15 protein-coding genes are annotated in these 15,842 nt (G+C 66.3%); 7 read left to right on the top strand and 8 right to left on the bottom strand.

Annotated elements, in window-relative coordinates; translation table 11 throughout:
* Positions 1 to 6: 6 nt before the first annotated feature.
* The gene (locus GGC30_RS10055) at positions 7 to 1,905 is read right to left on the bottom strand and encodes a DEAD/DEAH box helicase (protein WP_153923764.1); all 1,899 of its coding nucleotides are present in this window, start codon (positions 1,903 to 1,905) and stop codon (positions 7 to 9) included.
* A gap of 206 nt (positions 1,906 to 2,111) precedes the next feature.
* On the opposite strand from GGC30_RS10055, the gene GGC30_RS10050 reads away from it, so the two are divergent.
* A complete protein-coding gene (locus GGC30_RS10050) occupies positions 2,112 to 2,321 on the top strand; it encodes a flagellar basal body rod C-terminal domain-containing protein (RefSeq protein ID WP_112863571.1) in 210 nt (69 codons plus the stop codon).
* A gap of 4 nt (positions 2,322 to 2,325) precedes the next feature.
* Here the strand turns inward: GGC30_RS10050 and GGC30_RS10045 are convergent, their stop codons facing one another.
* Positions 2,326 to 3,009 (bottom strand): helix-turn-helix domain-containing protein, encoded by a 684-nt coding sequence (locus GGC30_RS10045; protein ID WP_153923762.1) that lies wholly within the window; start codon positions 3,007 to 3,009, stop codon positions 2,326 to 2,328.
* Positions 3,010 to 3,067: 58 nt separating this feature from the next.
* Between GGC30_RS10045 and GGC30_RS10040 the strand changes: the two genes are divergently transcribed.
* The 5 genes from GGC30_RS10040 (at position 3,068) to GGC30_RS10020 (ending at position 5,762) form a co-directional block, all read left to right on the top strand.
* Positions 3,068 to 3,511, top strand: coding sequence for a VOC family protein (locus GGC30_RS10040; RefSeq protein ID WP_370451949.1), 444 nt, complete (start codon positions 3,068 to 3,070; stop codon positions 3,509 to 3,511).
* Positions 3,511 to 3,972: an SRPBCC family protein gene (locus GGC30_RS10035; protein WP_153923760.1), complete on the top strand. Its 462-nt coding sequence runs from the start codon at positions 3,511 to 3,513 to the stop codon at positions 3,970 to 3,972. Before GGC30_RS10040 ends, GGC30_RS10035 begins: the two co-directional genes overlap by 1 nt.
* Entirely contained in the window at positions 3,969 to 4,451 is a 483-nt protein-coding gene (locus GGC30_RS10030; protein WP_153923758.1) for a VOC family protein, read from the top strand. The genes GGC30_RS10035 and GGC30_RS10030 overlap by 4 nt, the downstream gene beginning before the upstream one ends.
* A gap of 21 nt (positions 4,452 to 4,472) precedes the next feature.
* On the top strand, positions 4,473 to 4,826 hold the full coding sequence (locus GGC30_RS10025) for a DUF1428 domain-containing protein (RefSeq protein WP_153923756.1): 354 nt from the start codon (positions 4,473 to 4,475) through the stop codon (positions 4,824 to 4,826).
* A gap of 69 nt (positions 4,827 to 4,895) precedes the next feature.
* A complete protein-coding gene (locus GGC30_RS10020; RefSeq protein ID WP_153923754.1) occupies positions 4,896 to 5,762 on the top strand; it encodes a Ku protein in 867 nt (288 codons plus the stop codon).
* Here GGC30_RS10020 and ligD read toward each other — a convergent pair.
* From ligD to GGC30_RS16780, 6 genes are all read right to left on the bottom strand, one after another.
* The gene (gene ligD / locus GGC30_RS10015) at positions 5,759 to 8,320 is read right to left on the bottom strand and encodes a DNA ligase D (RefSeq protein WP_153923752.1); all 2,562 of its coding nucleotides are present in this window, start codon (positions 8,318 to 8,320) and stop codon (positions 5,759 to 5,761) included. The genes GGC30_RS10020 and ligD overlap by 4 nt on opposite strands.
* 34 nt (positions 8,321 to 8,354) lie before the next feature.
* Positions 8,355 to 9,098 carry an extensin family protein gene (locus GGC30_RS10010; protein WP_153923750.1) on the bottom strand — a complete coding sequence of 248 codons (744 nt, stop codon included), beginning with the start codon at positions 9,096 to 9,098 and terminating at the stop codon, positions 8,355 to 8,357.
* A gap of 59 nt (positions 9,099 to 9,157) precedes the next feature.
* Positions 9,158 to 9,334, bottom strand: a complete 177-nt coding sequence (locus GGC30_RS10005) for a DUF2256 domain-containing protein (RefSeq protein ID WP_153923748.1) — start codon at positions 9,332 to 9,334, stop codon at positions 9,158 to 9,160.
* 50 nt (positions 9,335 to 9,384) lie between these two features.
* On the bottom strand, positions 9,385 to 11,331 hold the full coding sequence (rpoD, locus tag GGC30_RS10000) for an RNA polymerase sigma factor RpoD (RefSeq protein ID WP_153923746.1): 1,947 nt from the start codon (positions 11,329 to 11,331) through the stop codon (positions 9,385 to 9,387).
* A 74-nt stretch (positions 11,332 to 11,405) separates the two neighbouring features.
* Positions 11,406 to 13,265 carry a DNA primase gene (gene dnaG, locus GGC30_RS09995; RefSeq protein ID WP_295208398.1) on the bottom strand — a complete coding sequence of 620 codons (1,860 nt, stop codon included), beginning with the start codon at positions 13,263 to 13,265 and terminating at the stop codon, positions 11,406 to 11,408.
* A gap of 265 nt (positions 13,266 to 13,530) precedes the next feature.
* On the bottom strand, positions 13,531 to 14,367 hold the full coding sequence (locus GGC30_RS16780) for an LD-carboxypeptidase (protein ID WP_370451948.1): 837 nt from the start codon (positions 14,365 to 14,367) through the stop codon (positions 13,531 to 13,533).
* A gap of 69 nt (positions 14,368 to 14,436) precedes the next feature.
* Between GGC30_RS16780 and murC the strand changes: the two genes are divergently transcribed.
* Positions 14,437 to 15,834, top strand: a complete 1,398-nt coding sequence (gene murC, locus GGC30_RS09985; RefSeq protein WP_153923744.1) for a UDP-N-acetylmuramate--L-alanine ligase — start codon at positions 14,437 to 14,439, stop codon at positions 15,832 to 15,834.
* Positions 15,835 to 15,842: the final 8 nt, after the last annotated feature.

Raw genomic sequence — 15,842 nt, 5'->3', positions numbered from 1 at the left:
CGCAGATCAGCCCTTGGGCTTGCCCTTGAAGCCGTCCTTCTTGAAGCCCGGCTTGGCCTTGAAGGGCTTCTTGGCATAGGGCTTGTCGCCCGAGGCGTTCGAGCGCGGATTGGCGCCGCCGTCAGCCTTTGGCGCCCAGGGCTTCTTCTTGAACGGCGGGCGGGCGTCGCCCTCTCCGCCATCGGCGCGCTTGTAGGGGGTCTTCTTGAAGGGGCGGTCGCCATCCTCGCGCGGCTTGCCGGCGAAGCGGCTGGCCTTCATCGAGCCGGGCGTCGGGGCTTCCGACGGCGTGATCTTCACCTCGTCCTTGGAGGCGGCGACGGCTTCTCGGAAAGCCTTCTCGTGGGTTTTGGCGACCTCGAACCGCGTCTCTTCGGGGAAGGTGCGGATGGCGCCGATCTGAGGCTTGGAAATGCCGCCGATGCGGCAGATCAGCGGGATCAGCCATTTGGGGTCGGCGTTCTTGTTGCGGCCCACGTCCAGACGGAACCAGACCACATCATCAGCGCCCAGGCGGTCGCCCGGCCAAGGTTGAGCCGCCGTGCCGTCGTCGTTGCGCACGGTGCGCTCGCGCTTGGCCGGACCGCGATCCGAACCCGGATCTGACAGTTCTTCCGGCGCCGGTTGTTCCTTGCGCAGCAGGCGCACCAGGGCGGCGGCGATCTCGTCGGGCGTGCGCTCGGCGATCATCCGCTTGGCGACGATCATGTCCTCGTCGGAGACGTCGGCCTCGAAGAACTCGGGCGACAGCAGACGGCCTTCGTCGGCCTTGCGGATTTCATCGAAGGTCGGGGCGCCCGTCCAGACGGCGTCGACGCCGGCCTCGTCCATCAGCCGCTCGGCCTTGCGACGGCGCGAGTGCGGGACCAGCATGACCGAGATGCCCTTCTTGCCCGCCCGGCCGGTCCGGCCCGAACGGTGCAGCAGGCCGGCGCGGTTCATCGGGAGTTCGGCGTGGATGACCAGACCCAGGTCGGGCAGGTCCAGACCGCGCGCGGCGACGTCAGTGGCGACGCAGACGCGGGCGCGGCCGTCACGCAGCGACTGAAGCGCGTCGGTGCGCTCGCGCTGACCCATCTCGCCCGACAGGCTGACGGTCGAGAAGCCGCGCTCCAGCAGCGATGACTGCAGGTGACGCACGCTGTCGCGGGTCGAGCAGAAGACCATGGCGCGCGGCGCCTCGAACCAGCGCAGGGTGTTGACCACCGCGTGCTCGATCTCGTTGGGCGCGATACGGTAGGCGCGGTATTCGATGTCGGCGTGCTGGCGCGTCTTGTCGGTCGCGTCGATGCGGACCGCGTCCTTTTGATAGCGCTTGGCCAGGGTGGCGATGTCGCGCGCGATGGTCGCCGAGAACAGCAGGGTGCGGCGTTCGGCCGGCGCCTGGTCCAGGATGTGCTCAAGGTCCTCGCGGAAGCCCATGTCGAGCATCTCGTCGGCCTCATCGAGGACGGCGACCTTCAGCTCGGACAGGTCCAGGTTGCCCCGGTCGATGTGGTCCTTCAGGCGGCCGGGCGTGCCGACGACGATGTGGACGCCGAAGCCGAGGGCGCGGGCTTCACGGCGCGCATCCATGCCGCCGACGCAGGTGGCGATCTTGGCCCCGGAGTCGGCGTACAGCCATTGCAGCTCGGCCGCGACCTGCATGGCCAGTTCCCGCGTGGGCGCAATGGCCAGGCACAGCGGCGCGCCGCCGAGGCCGAAGATCGGCTTGTCGCCCAGCAGGGTCGGCGCAGCGGCCAGACCAAAGGCCACGGTCTTGCCCGAACCCGTCTGGGCCGAGACCAGCAGGTCGCGATCCGCATGCTCTCCCTCCAGGACGGCGGCCTGAACCGGGGTGGGTTCGGCATAGCCCTTGTTGATCAGGGCGCGGTCGAGCGCGGGATGGACGGCGGGAAAGGGCATAGGGAACCTGGGACAACGGACAAGAGCAGTCGCCGAAACGACCGCGCCCGGCCGAGGTCAGACCTCAGGCCGGGCGAATGATGGCGCTCTATACATCAATAAGGGCGCAAGCGGGGCGGAAAACGCCGTTCACCCTGTTCCTTCAGGCGACGTCGACCTGAAAGACGCAGTCTGGCGATCGAACCCACCGCGTCCGGAGCTTCGCCATGCAAGCGCTTTCCATCGCCGCCGCCGGAATGACGACCGCGCAGAACCGGTTCGACAACAGCGCGCGCCGCACCGCCACCGCGCCGTTGGACAATCTCGCCGACGAAACCGTGGAGCGGATCCAGGCCAGGACCGCCTTCAGCGCCAACGCCGCTGTTATGCGCACCGCCGACGACATGACCGGCACGCTGCTGGACATGCTGGCCTGAAGCTTCAGACCGGCGCCTTCTCCGGCAGGTTGAAGAAGCCCGCAAAGCGATCGAAAACGGCCCGGTCGCCGGTCAGGGTCATCAGGCCGTCGGCCTCGAAGGCGCCGGGCGGGACCTTGCCGTAGACGCAGGCCGCGACCAGCGGCGGTTGGGTCGTCAGGACGACGTCGGCGGTGTCCGTGGCGCCGCGACGGGTCGTGATCGTCCCTTTTTCGATCTGAACGACAAAAGGTTCTTCGCCGAAGACGAAGCCGAGGGTCATCGCGGAGTCTCCGGCCAACGCCGGATCGAACATGGTCTCGAACGACTGCATGATCGACACCGCACTGATCGGCAGGGTCGGGTCGTGGCGAGGCGAGCGCGCGGCCCAGCCGCCCAGCACCATGAAGACCGGCTTGATCTCGTATCCCCACGGCGTCAGCTCATAGACCTGAACCGAGGCGGGCGGCGGGAGCTTGCGGCGGGTCACGATGCCCGAAGCCTCCAGCCCCTCCAGTCGCTGGGTCAGCACGTTGGCGGAAATGCCGTGCAGATCCTTTCTCAGATCACCGAACCGGCGCGGGCCCATCATCAGTTCGCGGATCACCAGCAGAGCCCAGCGCTCGCCGATCAGGTCCAGTCCGTGCGCAGCGCCGCACGCATCATGATATTTTCGGCCCGCCTTATCGGTTATCTTTTCTAACTTCATAGTTGACTATGGTAATCATCGGAGTCAGGTTTCGCAAATAACAAGGAGAGGAAACGCCGTGGCCCAGCTGATTTTCATCAACCTGCCGGTCGCCGACCTGCCCCGATCGATCGCCTTTTATGAGGCTATCGGCGCGACCAAAAACCCAATGTTCAGCGACGACACGGCCGCCTGTATGGTGGTGTCGGATGTGATCCACGTCATGCTGCTGACCCACGACAAGTGGCGCACCTTCACCGACCGGGCGATCCCCGACGCCCATGCCTCGGCGCAGATGTCGCTGTGCATCTCGTTCGACAGCCGAGAGGCTGTGGACTCGGCTGTCGAACGCGCGGGTGCGGCAGGCGGCCTTATGGATCCAAACCCGATTCAGGATCACGGCTTCATGTATGGGCGCGGCTATGCCGATCCGGACGGCCATATCTGGGAGCCGATGTGGATGGACCCGGCCGCCGTCGCCGCCGGTCCCGAAGCCTTCGCCGCCAACGCCATGGTGTCGTGATGGGTGACGGTCGCGAACTGAGCATCAGCCGTCTGATCAAGGCTTCGCCGGAGACGGTGTGGAAGATCTACACCGAGCGCACCGGCGAGTGGTTCTGCCCTCGCCCGTGGACCACGCCGGTCGTGGATTGGGACCTGCACGTCGGCGGGCGGGCCAATGTGGAAATGGCCTCGCCCGAGGGCGAGCGGCATCCCTATTCCGGCGTGTTTTTGGAGGTGGTTCCGGGCCGCAAACTGGTCTCGACCAGCGCCTTCACCGAGGGCTGGGTTCCGCAGGCCGGCGACATGAACTTCGTGCGGATCGACACCTTCGAGCCCGAAGGCGGCGGAACCCGCTACACCGCCACCGCTCGGCACTGGGACGAAAAAGCCGCCGAAACCCACAAGGCCATGGGCTTCGAACAGGGCTGGGGCGCCGTCGCCGATCAACTGGCGGCGTTGGCGCAGGGAGATGCGGCATGAGCGACAAGATCATTCCCTGCCTGTGGTTCGACAGCGACGCCGAGGCTGCGACCGCCTTCTATGTCAGCCTCCTGCCCGACAGCCGCATCACCGCCGTCAACCGCTCGCCGGTCGATACGCCCTCCGGCGCTGAAGGCACGGTCCTGACGGTGCAATTCGTGCTGGCGGGTCGTCAGTATCTGGCGCTCAATGGTGGACCGGACTTTCGCTTCACCGAAGCCGTCTCCTTCATGGTGATGACCGAGGATCAGACCGAGACGGACCGGCTGTGGGACGCCCTGCTCGCCGACGGCGGCGGCGAAAACGCCTGCGGCTGGTTGAAGGACCGCTGGGGCCTGTCATGGCAGATCACGCCTCGCCGCCTGATGGAACTGACCACCGATCCGAACCCCGCGCGCGCCAAGGCCGCCATGCAGGCCATGATGGGCATGATCAAGATCGACATCGCGGCGCTGGACCGCGCCGTCGCCGACGTTTGAATCCAGAAGAGGAGACGACCGATGACCTATGTGACCGGCTTCCTGACCCCCGTGAAAACCGAGGACAAGGCGCGCTACGTCAAGTCCGCCCAGGCCTCCTGGCCCCTGTTTCAGAAATACGGCGCCCTGTCGCAAGTCGAGACCTGGGGCGAGGATGTGCCCGACGGCACGCTGACCAGCTTTCCCATGGCGGTGAAGCTGCAAGAGGGCGAGGTCGTCGTCTTCTCCTGGGTCACCTGGCCCGACCGCGCCACCGCCGACGCCTGTTTCGGCAAGATGCAGGACGACCCCGACTTTGCGAACATGGACATGCCTTTCGACGGCAAGCGCATGATGTGGGGCGGCTTCAGCGTCGCCTTCGAAGGCAAGGCCTGATCCCCCGGCGGCGGCCCTGTTCGAACGCAAATCGCCCTGACGCATTGTCACGGATCGAGGAGAACCGACATGGCCGCCCGCCCCACCTGGCAAGGACATCTGAAGCTGTCGCTGGTCACCTGTCCGGTGGCCCTCTACACGGCGACAACCAGCACGAACGACGTGCGGTTTCACCTGATCAATCCTGACACCAACAATCGCATCCGCATGGTGCCGACCGACCCGGACGCCGGGCCCGTCGAGCGCAGTGATCTGGTGCGCGGCTATGAGGTGTCCAAGGACGAATACGTCCTGTTCGACGACGCCGACTTCGACAAGGTGAAGCTGGAGAGCACCAAGACCATCTCGATCGACAAGTTCGTCGATGAGGATGACATCGACCGACTGTATTGGGACGATCCCTTCTTCGTGGTGCCCGAGAAAGGCGCGGGGGTCGAAGCCTTCGCCGTCATCCGCGACGCCATGAAGAAGCAGGGCAAGGTGGCGCTGGGTCAGCTGGTCTTGCGGGGCAAGGAGCGCCAGCTGGCGCTGGAGGTCCGGGGCAAGGGACTGATCGCCTACACCCTGCGCGCCCATGACGAGGTGCGCGATTCCGACGATTATTTCGACGACATTCCGACAGTGAAGGCCGATCCCGACATGGTCGAGATCGCCGCGCGCATCATCGGGCAGAAGGAGGCGGACTTCGACCCGACGGACTTCAAGGACGGCTACGACGACGCTCTGCGCGCGATGATCAAGGCCAAGTCCAAGGGCGGCAAGGGCGTGGTCGATGTCGCCGAACCCGACGACACCAATGTCATCGACCTGATGGCCGCATTGCGGAACAGCCTGAAAGGGTCGGCGACGGGGACAAAGAAGCCAGCCGCAAAGAAGGCCCCGGCAAAGAAGGCGACGCCCAGGAAGGCTGCTGCAAAGAAGAAGACAGCGGCCTAGACGCCCATCTTTTTCAGCGCCGATTTCAAACTGACCGCCGAGGCGCGGAATTCGGCCCAGGGATCGGGCTTCTTCAGCAAGGCCGCATAGGTCCAAAGATTGAATGCGGCGGGATCCAGCCCGACCTTCACCTGCCCCCACGACAGCGGGAAGGCAATCCCGGCGCCCGGCCGTGCGCGCGGCGACCAGGGTGCGACCGCCGTCGCCATTCGCCCGTTGCGCAGATAGTCGATGAAGATCTTTCCGCCCCGCGCCTTCTTGGCCAGGGTCGTGGTGAACCGGTCCGGCGCCTCGGCGCGGATGGCCTCGGCCACCGCCTTGGCGAAGGCCTTGTTCTGATCCCAGGTCACACGCGAGCGGGCGTCGGTCTTGATCGGCGCGACGACGTGCAGCCCCTTGCCCCCGGTCGTCTTGACGAAGGCGGCCAGACCCAGCGCCTCGATCTTCGCTTTCACGACCTTGGACGCGGCGATGACGTCGGCGAAGTTCAGCCCCTCGTCCGGATCCAGGTCGAAGGTGATCTGGTCAGGGATTTCCGGCTGGCCGGGCGCACAGCCCCAGGGGTGCAGTTCCAGCCCGCCTGACTGGGCGATGGCGACCAGGCCGCCCGCATCGACGGCGGCCACATAGGGCGTGCGCGCCTTGACGTCGATCAGCTTCAGCCGCGGGTTCGACCCCGCCATGGCGTGGCGTTGGAAGAAGGTCTCGCCGCCGATTCCCTCGGGCGCCCGAATGATCGAGGTCGGCCGGTCCGCCACATGGGGCAGGATCCGCTCAGCCGCCGCCTCGTAGTAGCGCGCCAGATCGGCCTTGGTAATCGCCGGCCGGTCGCCCACGGCGGGCCACAGCACCTTATCGGGGCTTGAGAGGGTCACGCCCGCCACGACCACCTTGCCGGGCTTTCCGGCCGGTCGCACCGTCGTCGTGGTCTTCTTGGCTTCGCCCATATCCGTGGGCGGTTGGGGCGCCTGGGTGACCTCGGCGGCCGTCTTGTCTTCACGCAAGCCTTTAAACGCCGCCTGCCGCAGCGATCCGGATTCGGTATAACCGCCATGCTCGACCTCGGCGACCAGCACCGGCTTGACCCAACGGATGTCCTTGGCCGCCTTGGGCGCGCCCGCCCCGGCGAAGGGAGACTTCTGCGCCGCCACGCCCTTCAGCGCCGGAACAAGGGCCTTCGTCACCGCCTCGCCATAACCAGTTCCGACCCGGCCCAGATAGCGAAGACCGCCCTTTTCCCTGACCCCGACCAGCAGAGAGCGGAACCGCGTGCCGCCCTCGGACGACCAGCCGCCGATCACGACTTCATCGCGACCCCGGCATTTGGATTTCAGCCAGGTCGAAGACCGCCCGGCATGATAGGGGGCGTCCAGCTTCTTGGAGATCACGCCTTCCAGATCCATGCGGCAGGCGCTCTCCAGCACCGCCTGGCCGGTCGAGGCGAAATGCTCTACGTAGCGCAGCCGCGCCCCGGCCGTTTTGCCGATCCGGTCCACATAGGCCTGCAGCCGCGCCTTGCGATGCGACAGCGGCAGTTTACGCAGATCCTCCGCCCCCTCGAACAACAGATCGAAGGCGAAATAGACCAGGCCTTCCGTCTTCTCGTCCGAGATGGCCGCCTGCAACGCCCCGAAGTCCGGCATATGATCCTCGTCCAGCGCGCACAGCTCGCCGTCGATCACCGCGTCGGGCCAGGTCGCCGCATCCGCCGCCAGATCCGAAAACTTGTCGCTCCAGTCCAGACCCTTGCGCGTCCGCAAGACCGCCCGACCGCCGCCGACCCCGATCTGGATGCGATAGCCGTCGAACTTGATCTCGTGCGCCCAGCCCGTCCCGCCCGGTGGATGGTCGGTCACCTTACACAGCTGGATCGGCACGAAGGCCGGCGGCTTCCTGGCCTTCGCCGCCGCTTTCGAGGGCTTGGGCTTGACCGGACCTTTACGCCCCGTCGGTTTGGACGCCGTCCACTCCTTCGTCCCATCCGCGATCTCGGCCAGCGACCGCCCGGTCGTCACAGAGGCGTCGATTTCGGCCAGCGCATCACCCTCGCCCGCCACGGCGAAGTCGTCCTTCTCCTTCAGCAGCAGCCAGTTGTTGCGTTTGGAGGGTTTGCCCCTGTCGCTCTTCAGCCGGATCAGCGCCCATTTGCCTTTCAGCCGTTCGCCGTGAAGGATCATCTTGATCTGACCCTTGGCCCAGGCCGCCTCCAGGTCCGGCTCCTGCGGCTCCCAGGTGCCGACGTCCCACATCTGCACCGTTCCGGCTCCGTAGTTGCCGTCGGGGATCGTGCCTTCGAACGATCCGTAATCCAGCGGATGATCCTCGACCTCGACCGCCAGCCGCTTGACCGCCGTGTCGCGCGACGGCGCCTTGGTCACGGCCCAGGACTTCAGCACCCCGTCCGCCTCGATACGGAAATCATAGTGCAGACGCGTCGCCGCGTGGCGCTGGATCAGATAGCGGAAGCCGCCCTTCGCGCTCCTGGCCTTGGCGCCCTTCGGCTCGGGCGTTTCGCCAAATCGGCGCTTGGCCTGATAGGTCTTCAGTTCACCGCGCATAGGGGCGTAATCCGCCCCGCGCCAAAGCGTTGCCTCAGCGACAGAAGCGCGTGTCGGTCGCCTCGAGGTGCAAATGGTCGTAGTGGACGGCGTTGTAGTCGGGGCTCAGCGTCGTGCCAAAGATGCGGCAGGCGTCGTCGCGGATACGCTTCAGGAAGCGCGCTTCGGGCGTGTCGCCGCTCCAGTCCTTAGTCACGGTGATGCGCCGCCCGTCCCTCAACCGCACCCCGGCGAAGTCCAGCGCCGCCGCCTGGGAATGGGCGCTGATGCGGTTCGAGCCCACGCCGTTGTTCACATTGCGACAGGCGTAGGCCCCCATGTGGTCGATCTGCACGACGTCCGAGCCCAGGATCTCGCGCGCCGCCGGCTCCAGCGACTGACGACGCCAGATGCTCAGCGCCAGCGCCGTTTGGCAGGTCATCTCCACATCGCCCGGCGTCATGCGCGCTACGGTGCCCAAGTCGGCGCCCAACACGCCGCCCTTGCTCAGTCCGCAGGTCGCCGTGTTCTGGCGATCCGGCACGGGGCTGAACCGCACGCGCGCGGCGTTCAGCTCGGCAAGGCACCGGCCCAGATCGCCGCCTTCGCGCACGACCAGGGCCTGGGTCCCGCCGTCGATCATCCGGTCCACCAGCCCCCCGACCAGCGGCGCCTCGGTGCGTGACGGATAGGGCGATGGCGGCCGCAACGGCTCGGGCGGCCGCCGCACGCAGCCGCTGAGGATCAGCAGGACGCCGAGGCCGATGAGAAAGGGAGAGATACGCGACACGGAGTGCATGGTCGCGACGCTTAGCTGATTCCCGACGCCGCCGTAGTCACGAGGCGGAGAGCCATCTATCAGCGCTCTTCGGACGCACCCTTGGCCCGGCAGCGATCCGAACAGAACCGCACCTGATCCCAATCCCGCGCCCACTTCTTGCGCCAGGCGAACGGCAGACCGCAGGCGGCGCAGAACTTTTGCGGCAGGTCGGACTTGGCCGGCGCCGCGCCGAGATTGACGTGCTTTCGGGCCATGTCGCCTGCCAAGAAAAAAGGGCGGCCCGTCAGAGCCGCCCTTGATCGTATCAGCTGTCCAGGAAGGACCGCAGTTTGCGCGACCGCGACGGGTGCTTCAGCTTGCGCAGCGCCTTGGCCTCGATCTGACGGATGCGTTCGCGGGTCACCGAGAACTGCTGTCCGACTTCTTCCAGCGTGTGGTCGGTGTTCATGCCGATGCCGAAGCGCATTCGGAGCACCCGCTCTTCACGCGGCGTCAGCGACGCCAGAACGCGGGTGGTCGTCTCACGCAGGTTCGACTGGATGGCGGCGTCGATCGGCAAGACGGCGTTCTTGTCCTCGATGAAGTCGCCCAGGTGGCTGTCTTCCTCGTCACCGATCGGGGTTTCCAGCGAGATCGGCTCCTTGGCGATCTTCAGGACCTTGCGCACCTTCTCCAGCGGCATGGCCAGCTTTTCGGCCAGCTCTTCCGGCGTCGGCTCGCGGCCGATCTCGTGCAGCATCTGGCGGCTGGTGCGGACGATCTTGTTGATCGTCTCGATCATGTGCACCGGGATGCGGATGGTGCGCGCCTGGTCGGCGATCGAGCGGGTGATCGCCTGACGGATCCACCAGGTGGCGTAGGTCGAGAACTTGTAGCCGCGGCGGTATTCGAACTTATCGACCGCCTTCATCAGCCCGATGTTGCCCTCCTGGATCAGGTCCAGGAACTGCAGGCCGCGGTTGGTGTATTTCTTGGCGATCGAGATCACGAGGCGCAGGTTGGCCTCGACCATTTCCTTCTTGGCCTGACGGGCTTCGCGTTCGCCCTTCTGCACCGTCTGGACGATGCGGCGATAGTCGTCGATCGGCAGACCGGCTTCCAGCGCCACGGCGGCGACGTCAGAACGGATGGTCGCGATCTGGCTGGCTTCGTTCTCGCTGAACTTGGTCCAGCGCACGCCCTGATCCTTGATCCGTTCGGTCCAGGTGGGGTCGAGCTCGGAGCCGAAATAGGCCTTGAGGAACTCAGGCCGCGAAATGCCATAGCTATCGGCCAAGCGCAGCAGACGACCCTCCAGACCGATCAGGCGCTTGTTGATCGCATAGAGCTGCTCGACCAGCGCCTCGATGCGGTTGTTGTTCAGCTTCATCGTCTTCAGACGGTCCGAGATGGACGTCGTCAGCGCCTGATAGGCCTTTTCATCCTTGGCGCTCAGCACCTCGCCCTTCAGGCGTGTCTGAACCAGCTTGTCCTGCAGGGCGCGGAAGGCGCCGAAGTCCGCAGCGATGGCGTTCAGGACGTCCATAACCCCGTCGCGCAGCTCGGCTTCCAGCGCCGAGATCGACATGCCGCCGCCATCGTCGAAGTCGTCGTCATCGTCGTCGTCGGACTCAGGCTTGTCTTCGGCGGCCGGCTTTTCCTCGGCCTCTTCTTCCTCTTCGCCTTCAGGCTGGGCGGCGCCCGGCAGGGACGAAGGGTTCAGAACGCCATAGGTGGCGTCCAGGTCGATGACCTCGCGCAGCAGGATGCGGTTGTTTTCCAGCTCGTCGCGCCAGACCATGATGGCCTCGAAGGTCAGGGCGCTTTCGCACAGACCCGAGATCATGGCGTCACGGCCGGCCTCGATCCGCTTGGCGATGGCGATTTCGCCCTCTCGGCTCAGCAGTTCGACCGAACCCATCTCGCGCAGGTACATGCGCACGGGGTCGTCGGTGCGGTCATAGGCCGACTTGGCGGGCGTTTCGGCCACGGCGGTGCCGGCGGCGGCGGCGACGTCGGTGGACTGCTGCTCCTGCGCGTCCTCCTCGGCCTCCACGACGTTGACGCCCATTTCGGACAGCATCGCCAAGGTGTCTTCAATAGCGTCGGGCGTGACTTCTTCGGATGGCAGGACCTTGTTCAGCTCCTCCATCGTCACATAGCCGCGCGCCTTGGCTTGCTTGATGAACTTCTTGACGCCGGCGTCCGTCAGATCGAGCAGGGGCCCATCGGTCGAAACCTCGGTGTCCTGCGTCTCGGTCTGTGCGTTCATAGTCAGTCTGTCTCCAGCCGAGAGGGTGATCAGTCCGCCCCGGCGAAAAATACAATGCTTGGCGTGCCGTAAAGTTACGTGCCCGCGCTGTCTTCCCAAATCGTCCCGGCTTTGATCGCACGGCGAAGCGCATCCCGCTCGGCCTTCAGCCGGCGGAACGCCTCATCCTGCCCAGGCACATCACGTGCATGGGCCAAGGCGTCCTCCAACGCGGCGACCCGCGTCGAAGCGTCGAACGCCTGCGACCATCGGACCCTTGCCTCGGCGAGGGGCGCATTTGCGGCCAGGAATGGCGCGCCGGACTTTGCCGCCGCCTTCTCGACCTCGCGCACTAAGGCATCATGACCCGATTGCGCCAGATGGCGTCGCAGGGCGGCGGAGTCAAGGCTATGTCCCGACAGACGCAGGCGAACCAGCTCCTGCGCCAGTCCATCCAGCCCCTTGTCGCCGAATCCGTGGGCGGCGATCTCTTCCAGATGGTCGTCCATCCGTTCGGGGTCGTCGATGGCGCCGTGGGCCAAGGCGGCCGGCACGGGCTCGATGGCGCGAAACAGCGACTGCATCGCCTGGGCGCCCTCGGCCGTCTGACCCAGTTTGGGCGGCGGGCCGAAACCGCGTTTGCCCTGCCCCGGCGTCCAGGGCGCGCGTTGGGGGCTGCGGGGGAACAGGGCGTCGAAACGGTCGAACAGGTCGCGGCGGTATTGTTCGGCCAGATCCTTGTCCTGGATGGCCGAGGCGGTGTTCCTCAGCCTCGCCTTGAAGCCGGCCTTGCGCTCCGGCGTGTCCAGCGGCTCCAGATCCTGTTCGCGGCGGAACAGCACCTCGGCGAACCCATAAGTTTCGGCCAGGGCCTGGCGCAGCGCGGGCGCGCCCTTGTCGCGAAGGATGTCGTCGGGATCCTGCCCGGCGCCGAGCAGCGCGAAGCGGAAAGAGCGCCCTGGCTTCAGCAGCGGCAGCGACCGTTCGATGGCGCGATAGGCGGCGCGCAGTCCGGCCGCATCGCCGTCGAAGCACAGGATCGGCTCGTGCGACACGCGCCACAGCCGTTCCATCTGCTCCTCAGTGAGAGCCGTGCCCATCGGCGCCACGGCCGGCAGGCCCGCGCGCTGGCAGGCAATGACGTCCATATAGCCCTCGACCACGATGATGGCCTGGTCATTCTTGGATTCCGCGCCCAGTATCCGCCGCGCCTCAGGCAGGCCATACAGGGTCGCGCCCTTGTGAAAAAGCGGGCTTTCCGGGCCATTCAGATATTTGGCGCGGTCGTCGGGGTTCATGGCCCGGCCGCCGAAGCTGACGATCCGGCCGCGCGCATCCAGGATCGGGAACATCAGCCGGTCGCGGAACCGGTCATAGGGCTGGCCGCCGCTTTCGGGCGAGATCAGCAGCCCGGCCTCGACCAGTTCGGCGGGTTTGGCGCCGCGCTGGACCAACGCCTGCTTCAGCCCCTCGCGGTCGTTAGGCGCATAGCCCAGACCGAACCGCTCCCACTGATCCTCGGGCAGGCCGCGCTTGTCCAGATATTCGCGCGCCGCCTTGCCCGGCGTGCGGCGCAGGTTTGCGGCGAACCATTTCTGGGCCAGGTCCATCCAGTCCGACAGACCCGCCCGCTTCTGCTCGCGCTCGGCCTCCTTGGGGTCTTCGGCGGGAAGCTGCATCCCCGCCTCGCCGGCCAGGCGCTGCACCGCCTCGACGAAACTCAGCCGCTCGGTTTCCTGCAGGAAGGAGATGATGTCGCCATGCTTGCCGGACGAGAAGTCGTGGAAGAAGCCCTTGTCGTCATTGACGAAGAAGGACGGCGACTTCTCCTTCGAGAATGGCGACAGGCCGACATATTCGCGGCCCTGACGTTTCAGCTTCACCGTCCGCCCGATCACGTCGGACGGCCGAAGGCGGGCCTTCAGTTCATCGATGAATCTCTCGTCGAAACGCACCCTCGATCCTTAAGCCCTGCGGCCCTCAACGTCGATGGATGGGAAGACGATCAGGCGGCTCGTCCGGGCATCCCCCGATATCCGAACGAACCGCCGCATCGCAGAAGGCGCAAACCGCAGCGTCCCCCAACGCCTTGGCTAACGAAGTCCTAACGCCTCGCGGACCGGCATCTGAGGTCAGGACCGCCGTTCTGTCGAGAGGCGGGCGGCCTCGCCTTAGCGAATAGAGGCGAGACTGTGTCCTTTTCGTCGCGCGTCGTTCGCCTTACGGGCGACCGAAGGGGACGACCTTATTGGCGGCGTCATGCCCGATATCGGCGCTTCCCAGAAAGGGTATGCCCGAACGCAGGCACCAGTATCGAACGATTTCCTCCGGAGTCTGACCGAAATCGGGATCGTTTGGCGTGACGTCCGAGACTCGTCCCAGGCGAATCCCGGCCACGCGACGGATGCTGGCCTGGCTGGTCAAGTGAAACATCATCCGGTCGATCCGGTAGGCGGCCTCGGAAACCTCCTCCAGCATCAGGACGTGGTCGGACAGATCGGGCTCAAGCGGCGTGCCGGTCAGTTCGTTCAGGATGGTCAGGTTGAAGGCGACGGCCGGGCGCGGATCGGTCGCCAACGACGGCTCGATCCAGTCGGTGCGTCCCGTGGTCAGCCAGGACAGGGCGCCGCGCGCGGTCGCGTCGTCGCGCACCGAATCCGAGGCCATCGGTCCGTGCGCCAGATGCTGGAATCTCGCCTTGTACATCCCGGCCAGCAGGCTGCCGGCGTCGGAATAGCCCATGTAGCGCTTCTTGCGGGCGACGGCGTCCAGGCGCGGGATCACCGCATCAGCGATGCGACAGGAGCCGTATCCGCCGCGCGCGAACCAGATGGCGTCGATGCGGGGGTCGTTGGCGAACTCCACGAAGGCGTCGGCGCGCGCCCGGTCGTCGCCGGCGAAATGACCGTGTTTCAGAAAACAGGCGGGGTGGAAGACGACGGCGACATCGCGGTCGGGATGGTTGTGCGCCATCCAGGCCTCGACCGCCTCGGCGCGCTCTTTCGAGAAGCGCGAACTGGCGCAGACGACGCCGATCTTGAAACTGTTGGTGGTCACGTCCGTCTTCTTCGTCGTTTTTGCGATCCCCTACTGGCGGACCGGCCCGATCCCCTGTTCTAAGGGGGCATGAACCAAGACGCCTCCTATTTCTTCTGCGGCATCGGCGGGTCGGGCATGCTGCCCCTGGCCATGATCGTCCAGGCGCGCGGCGCCGTGATCGAAGGGTCGGACCGGGCGCTGGACCAGGGCCGCACGCCCGAGAAGTTCGACTGGTTGCGCGCCCACGGCGTGACCCTGCACCCCCAGGACGGATCGGGCGTGACCCGCGCGGATCAGACCGTCATCGCCACCGGCGCCATCGAGGAGACGGTGCCCGACATCGGCGCAGCCAAGCGCGCCGGCGCAACCATCAAGACCCGGCCCGAACTGCTCAGCGAACTCTTCAACGCCGCCCCGACCTCGGTCGGGGTCGCGGGCACCAGCGGCAAGTCCACCATTACCGGCATGATCGCCTGGATCCTGCATCAGACGGGCCGCGAGCCGACCGTCATGAACGGGGCGGTGATGAAGAACTTCGCCGACGCCGACCATCCGTTCGCCAGCGCCCTGATCGGCGGGCCAGACGTGTTCGTGTCGGAGGTGGATGAAAGCGACGGCTCGATCGCCCGCTACGATCCGACGGTGGCGGTGGTGTCCAACATCTCGCTGGACCACAAGTCGATGGAGGAGTTGCGCGACCTGTTCGGCGGCTTCACCGCGCGGGCGACGACGGCCGTGCTGAACCTGGACAACCCCGAGACGGCGGCCCTGGCCCAGACCTTGCCAGCGGGCAAGGCGATCACGTTCGGCCTGGGCGAAGAGAAGGCCGACCTGTCCGCCCATGATCTTCAGCCCCTGCCGACGGGCATGCGGTTCCGCCTGATCGAGGGCTGGAGCGAACACGACGTCGTCCTGAACGTGCCCGGCGCGCACAATGTCGCCAACGCCCTGGCCGCGCTGGGCGCGACCCGGGCGCTGGGCGTGCCGACGGCCGAGGCGGTCAAGGCGCTGGAGACCTTCGCCGGCATCCGGCGCCGGATGGAGGTCGTCGGAACGGCGGGCGACATCACCGTCATCGACGACTTCGCCCACAACCCGGACAAGATCGCGGCCACGCTGAAGACTTTGCACGCCTTCGACGGCCGGCTGCTGATCCTGTTTCAGCCGCATGGGTTCGGGCCGCTGAAGCTGATGAAGTCCGAGTTCATCGACGGTTTCGCCGGCCTGATGCGCGAGGACGACGTGCTGCTGATGCCCGAACCGGTCTATTACGGCGGCACCACTGACCGCAGCGTGGGATCGGAAGACATCGCCTCCGGCGTCCGCGCCGCCGGCCGTCAGGCCGAGGCGCTGGCGACGCGCGCCGACTGCGGCGACCGGATCGTCGAGATCGCCAAGCCGGGCGATCGGATCATCGTCATGGGCGCGCGCGACGACACTCTGTCGACCTTCGCGGCGGAATTGTTGGGGCGTCTAGGCCGCTAGCCCCCATC

This window comes from Brevundimonas sp. SPF441 (assembly GCF_009661015.1).
In the GTDB taxonomy this organism is placed as follows: Bacteria; Pseudomonadota; Alphaproteobacteria; order Caulobacterales; family Caulobacteraceae; genus Brevundimonas; species Brevundimonas vesicularis.
This window is presented reverse-complemented; position numbering and strand designations above follow the sequence as displayed.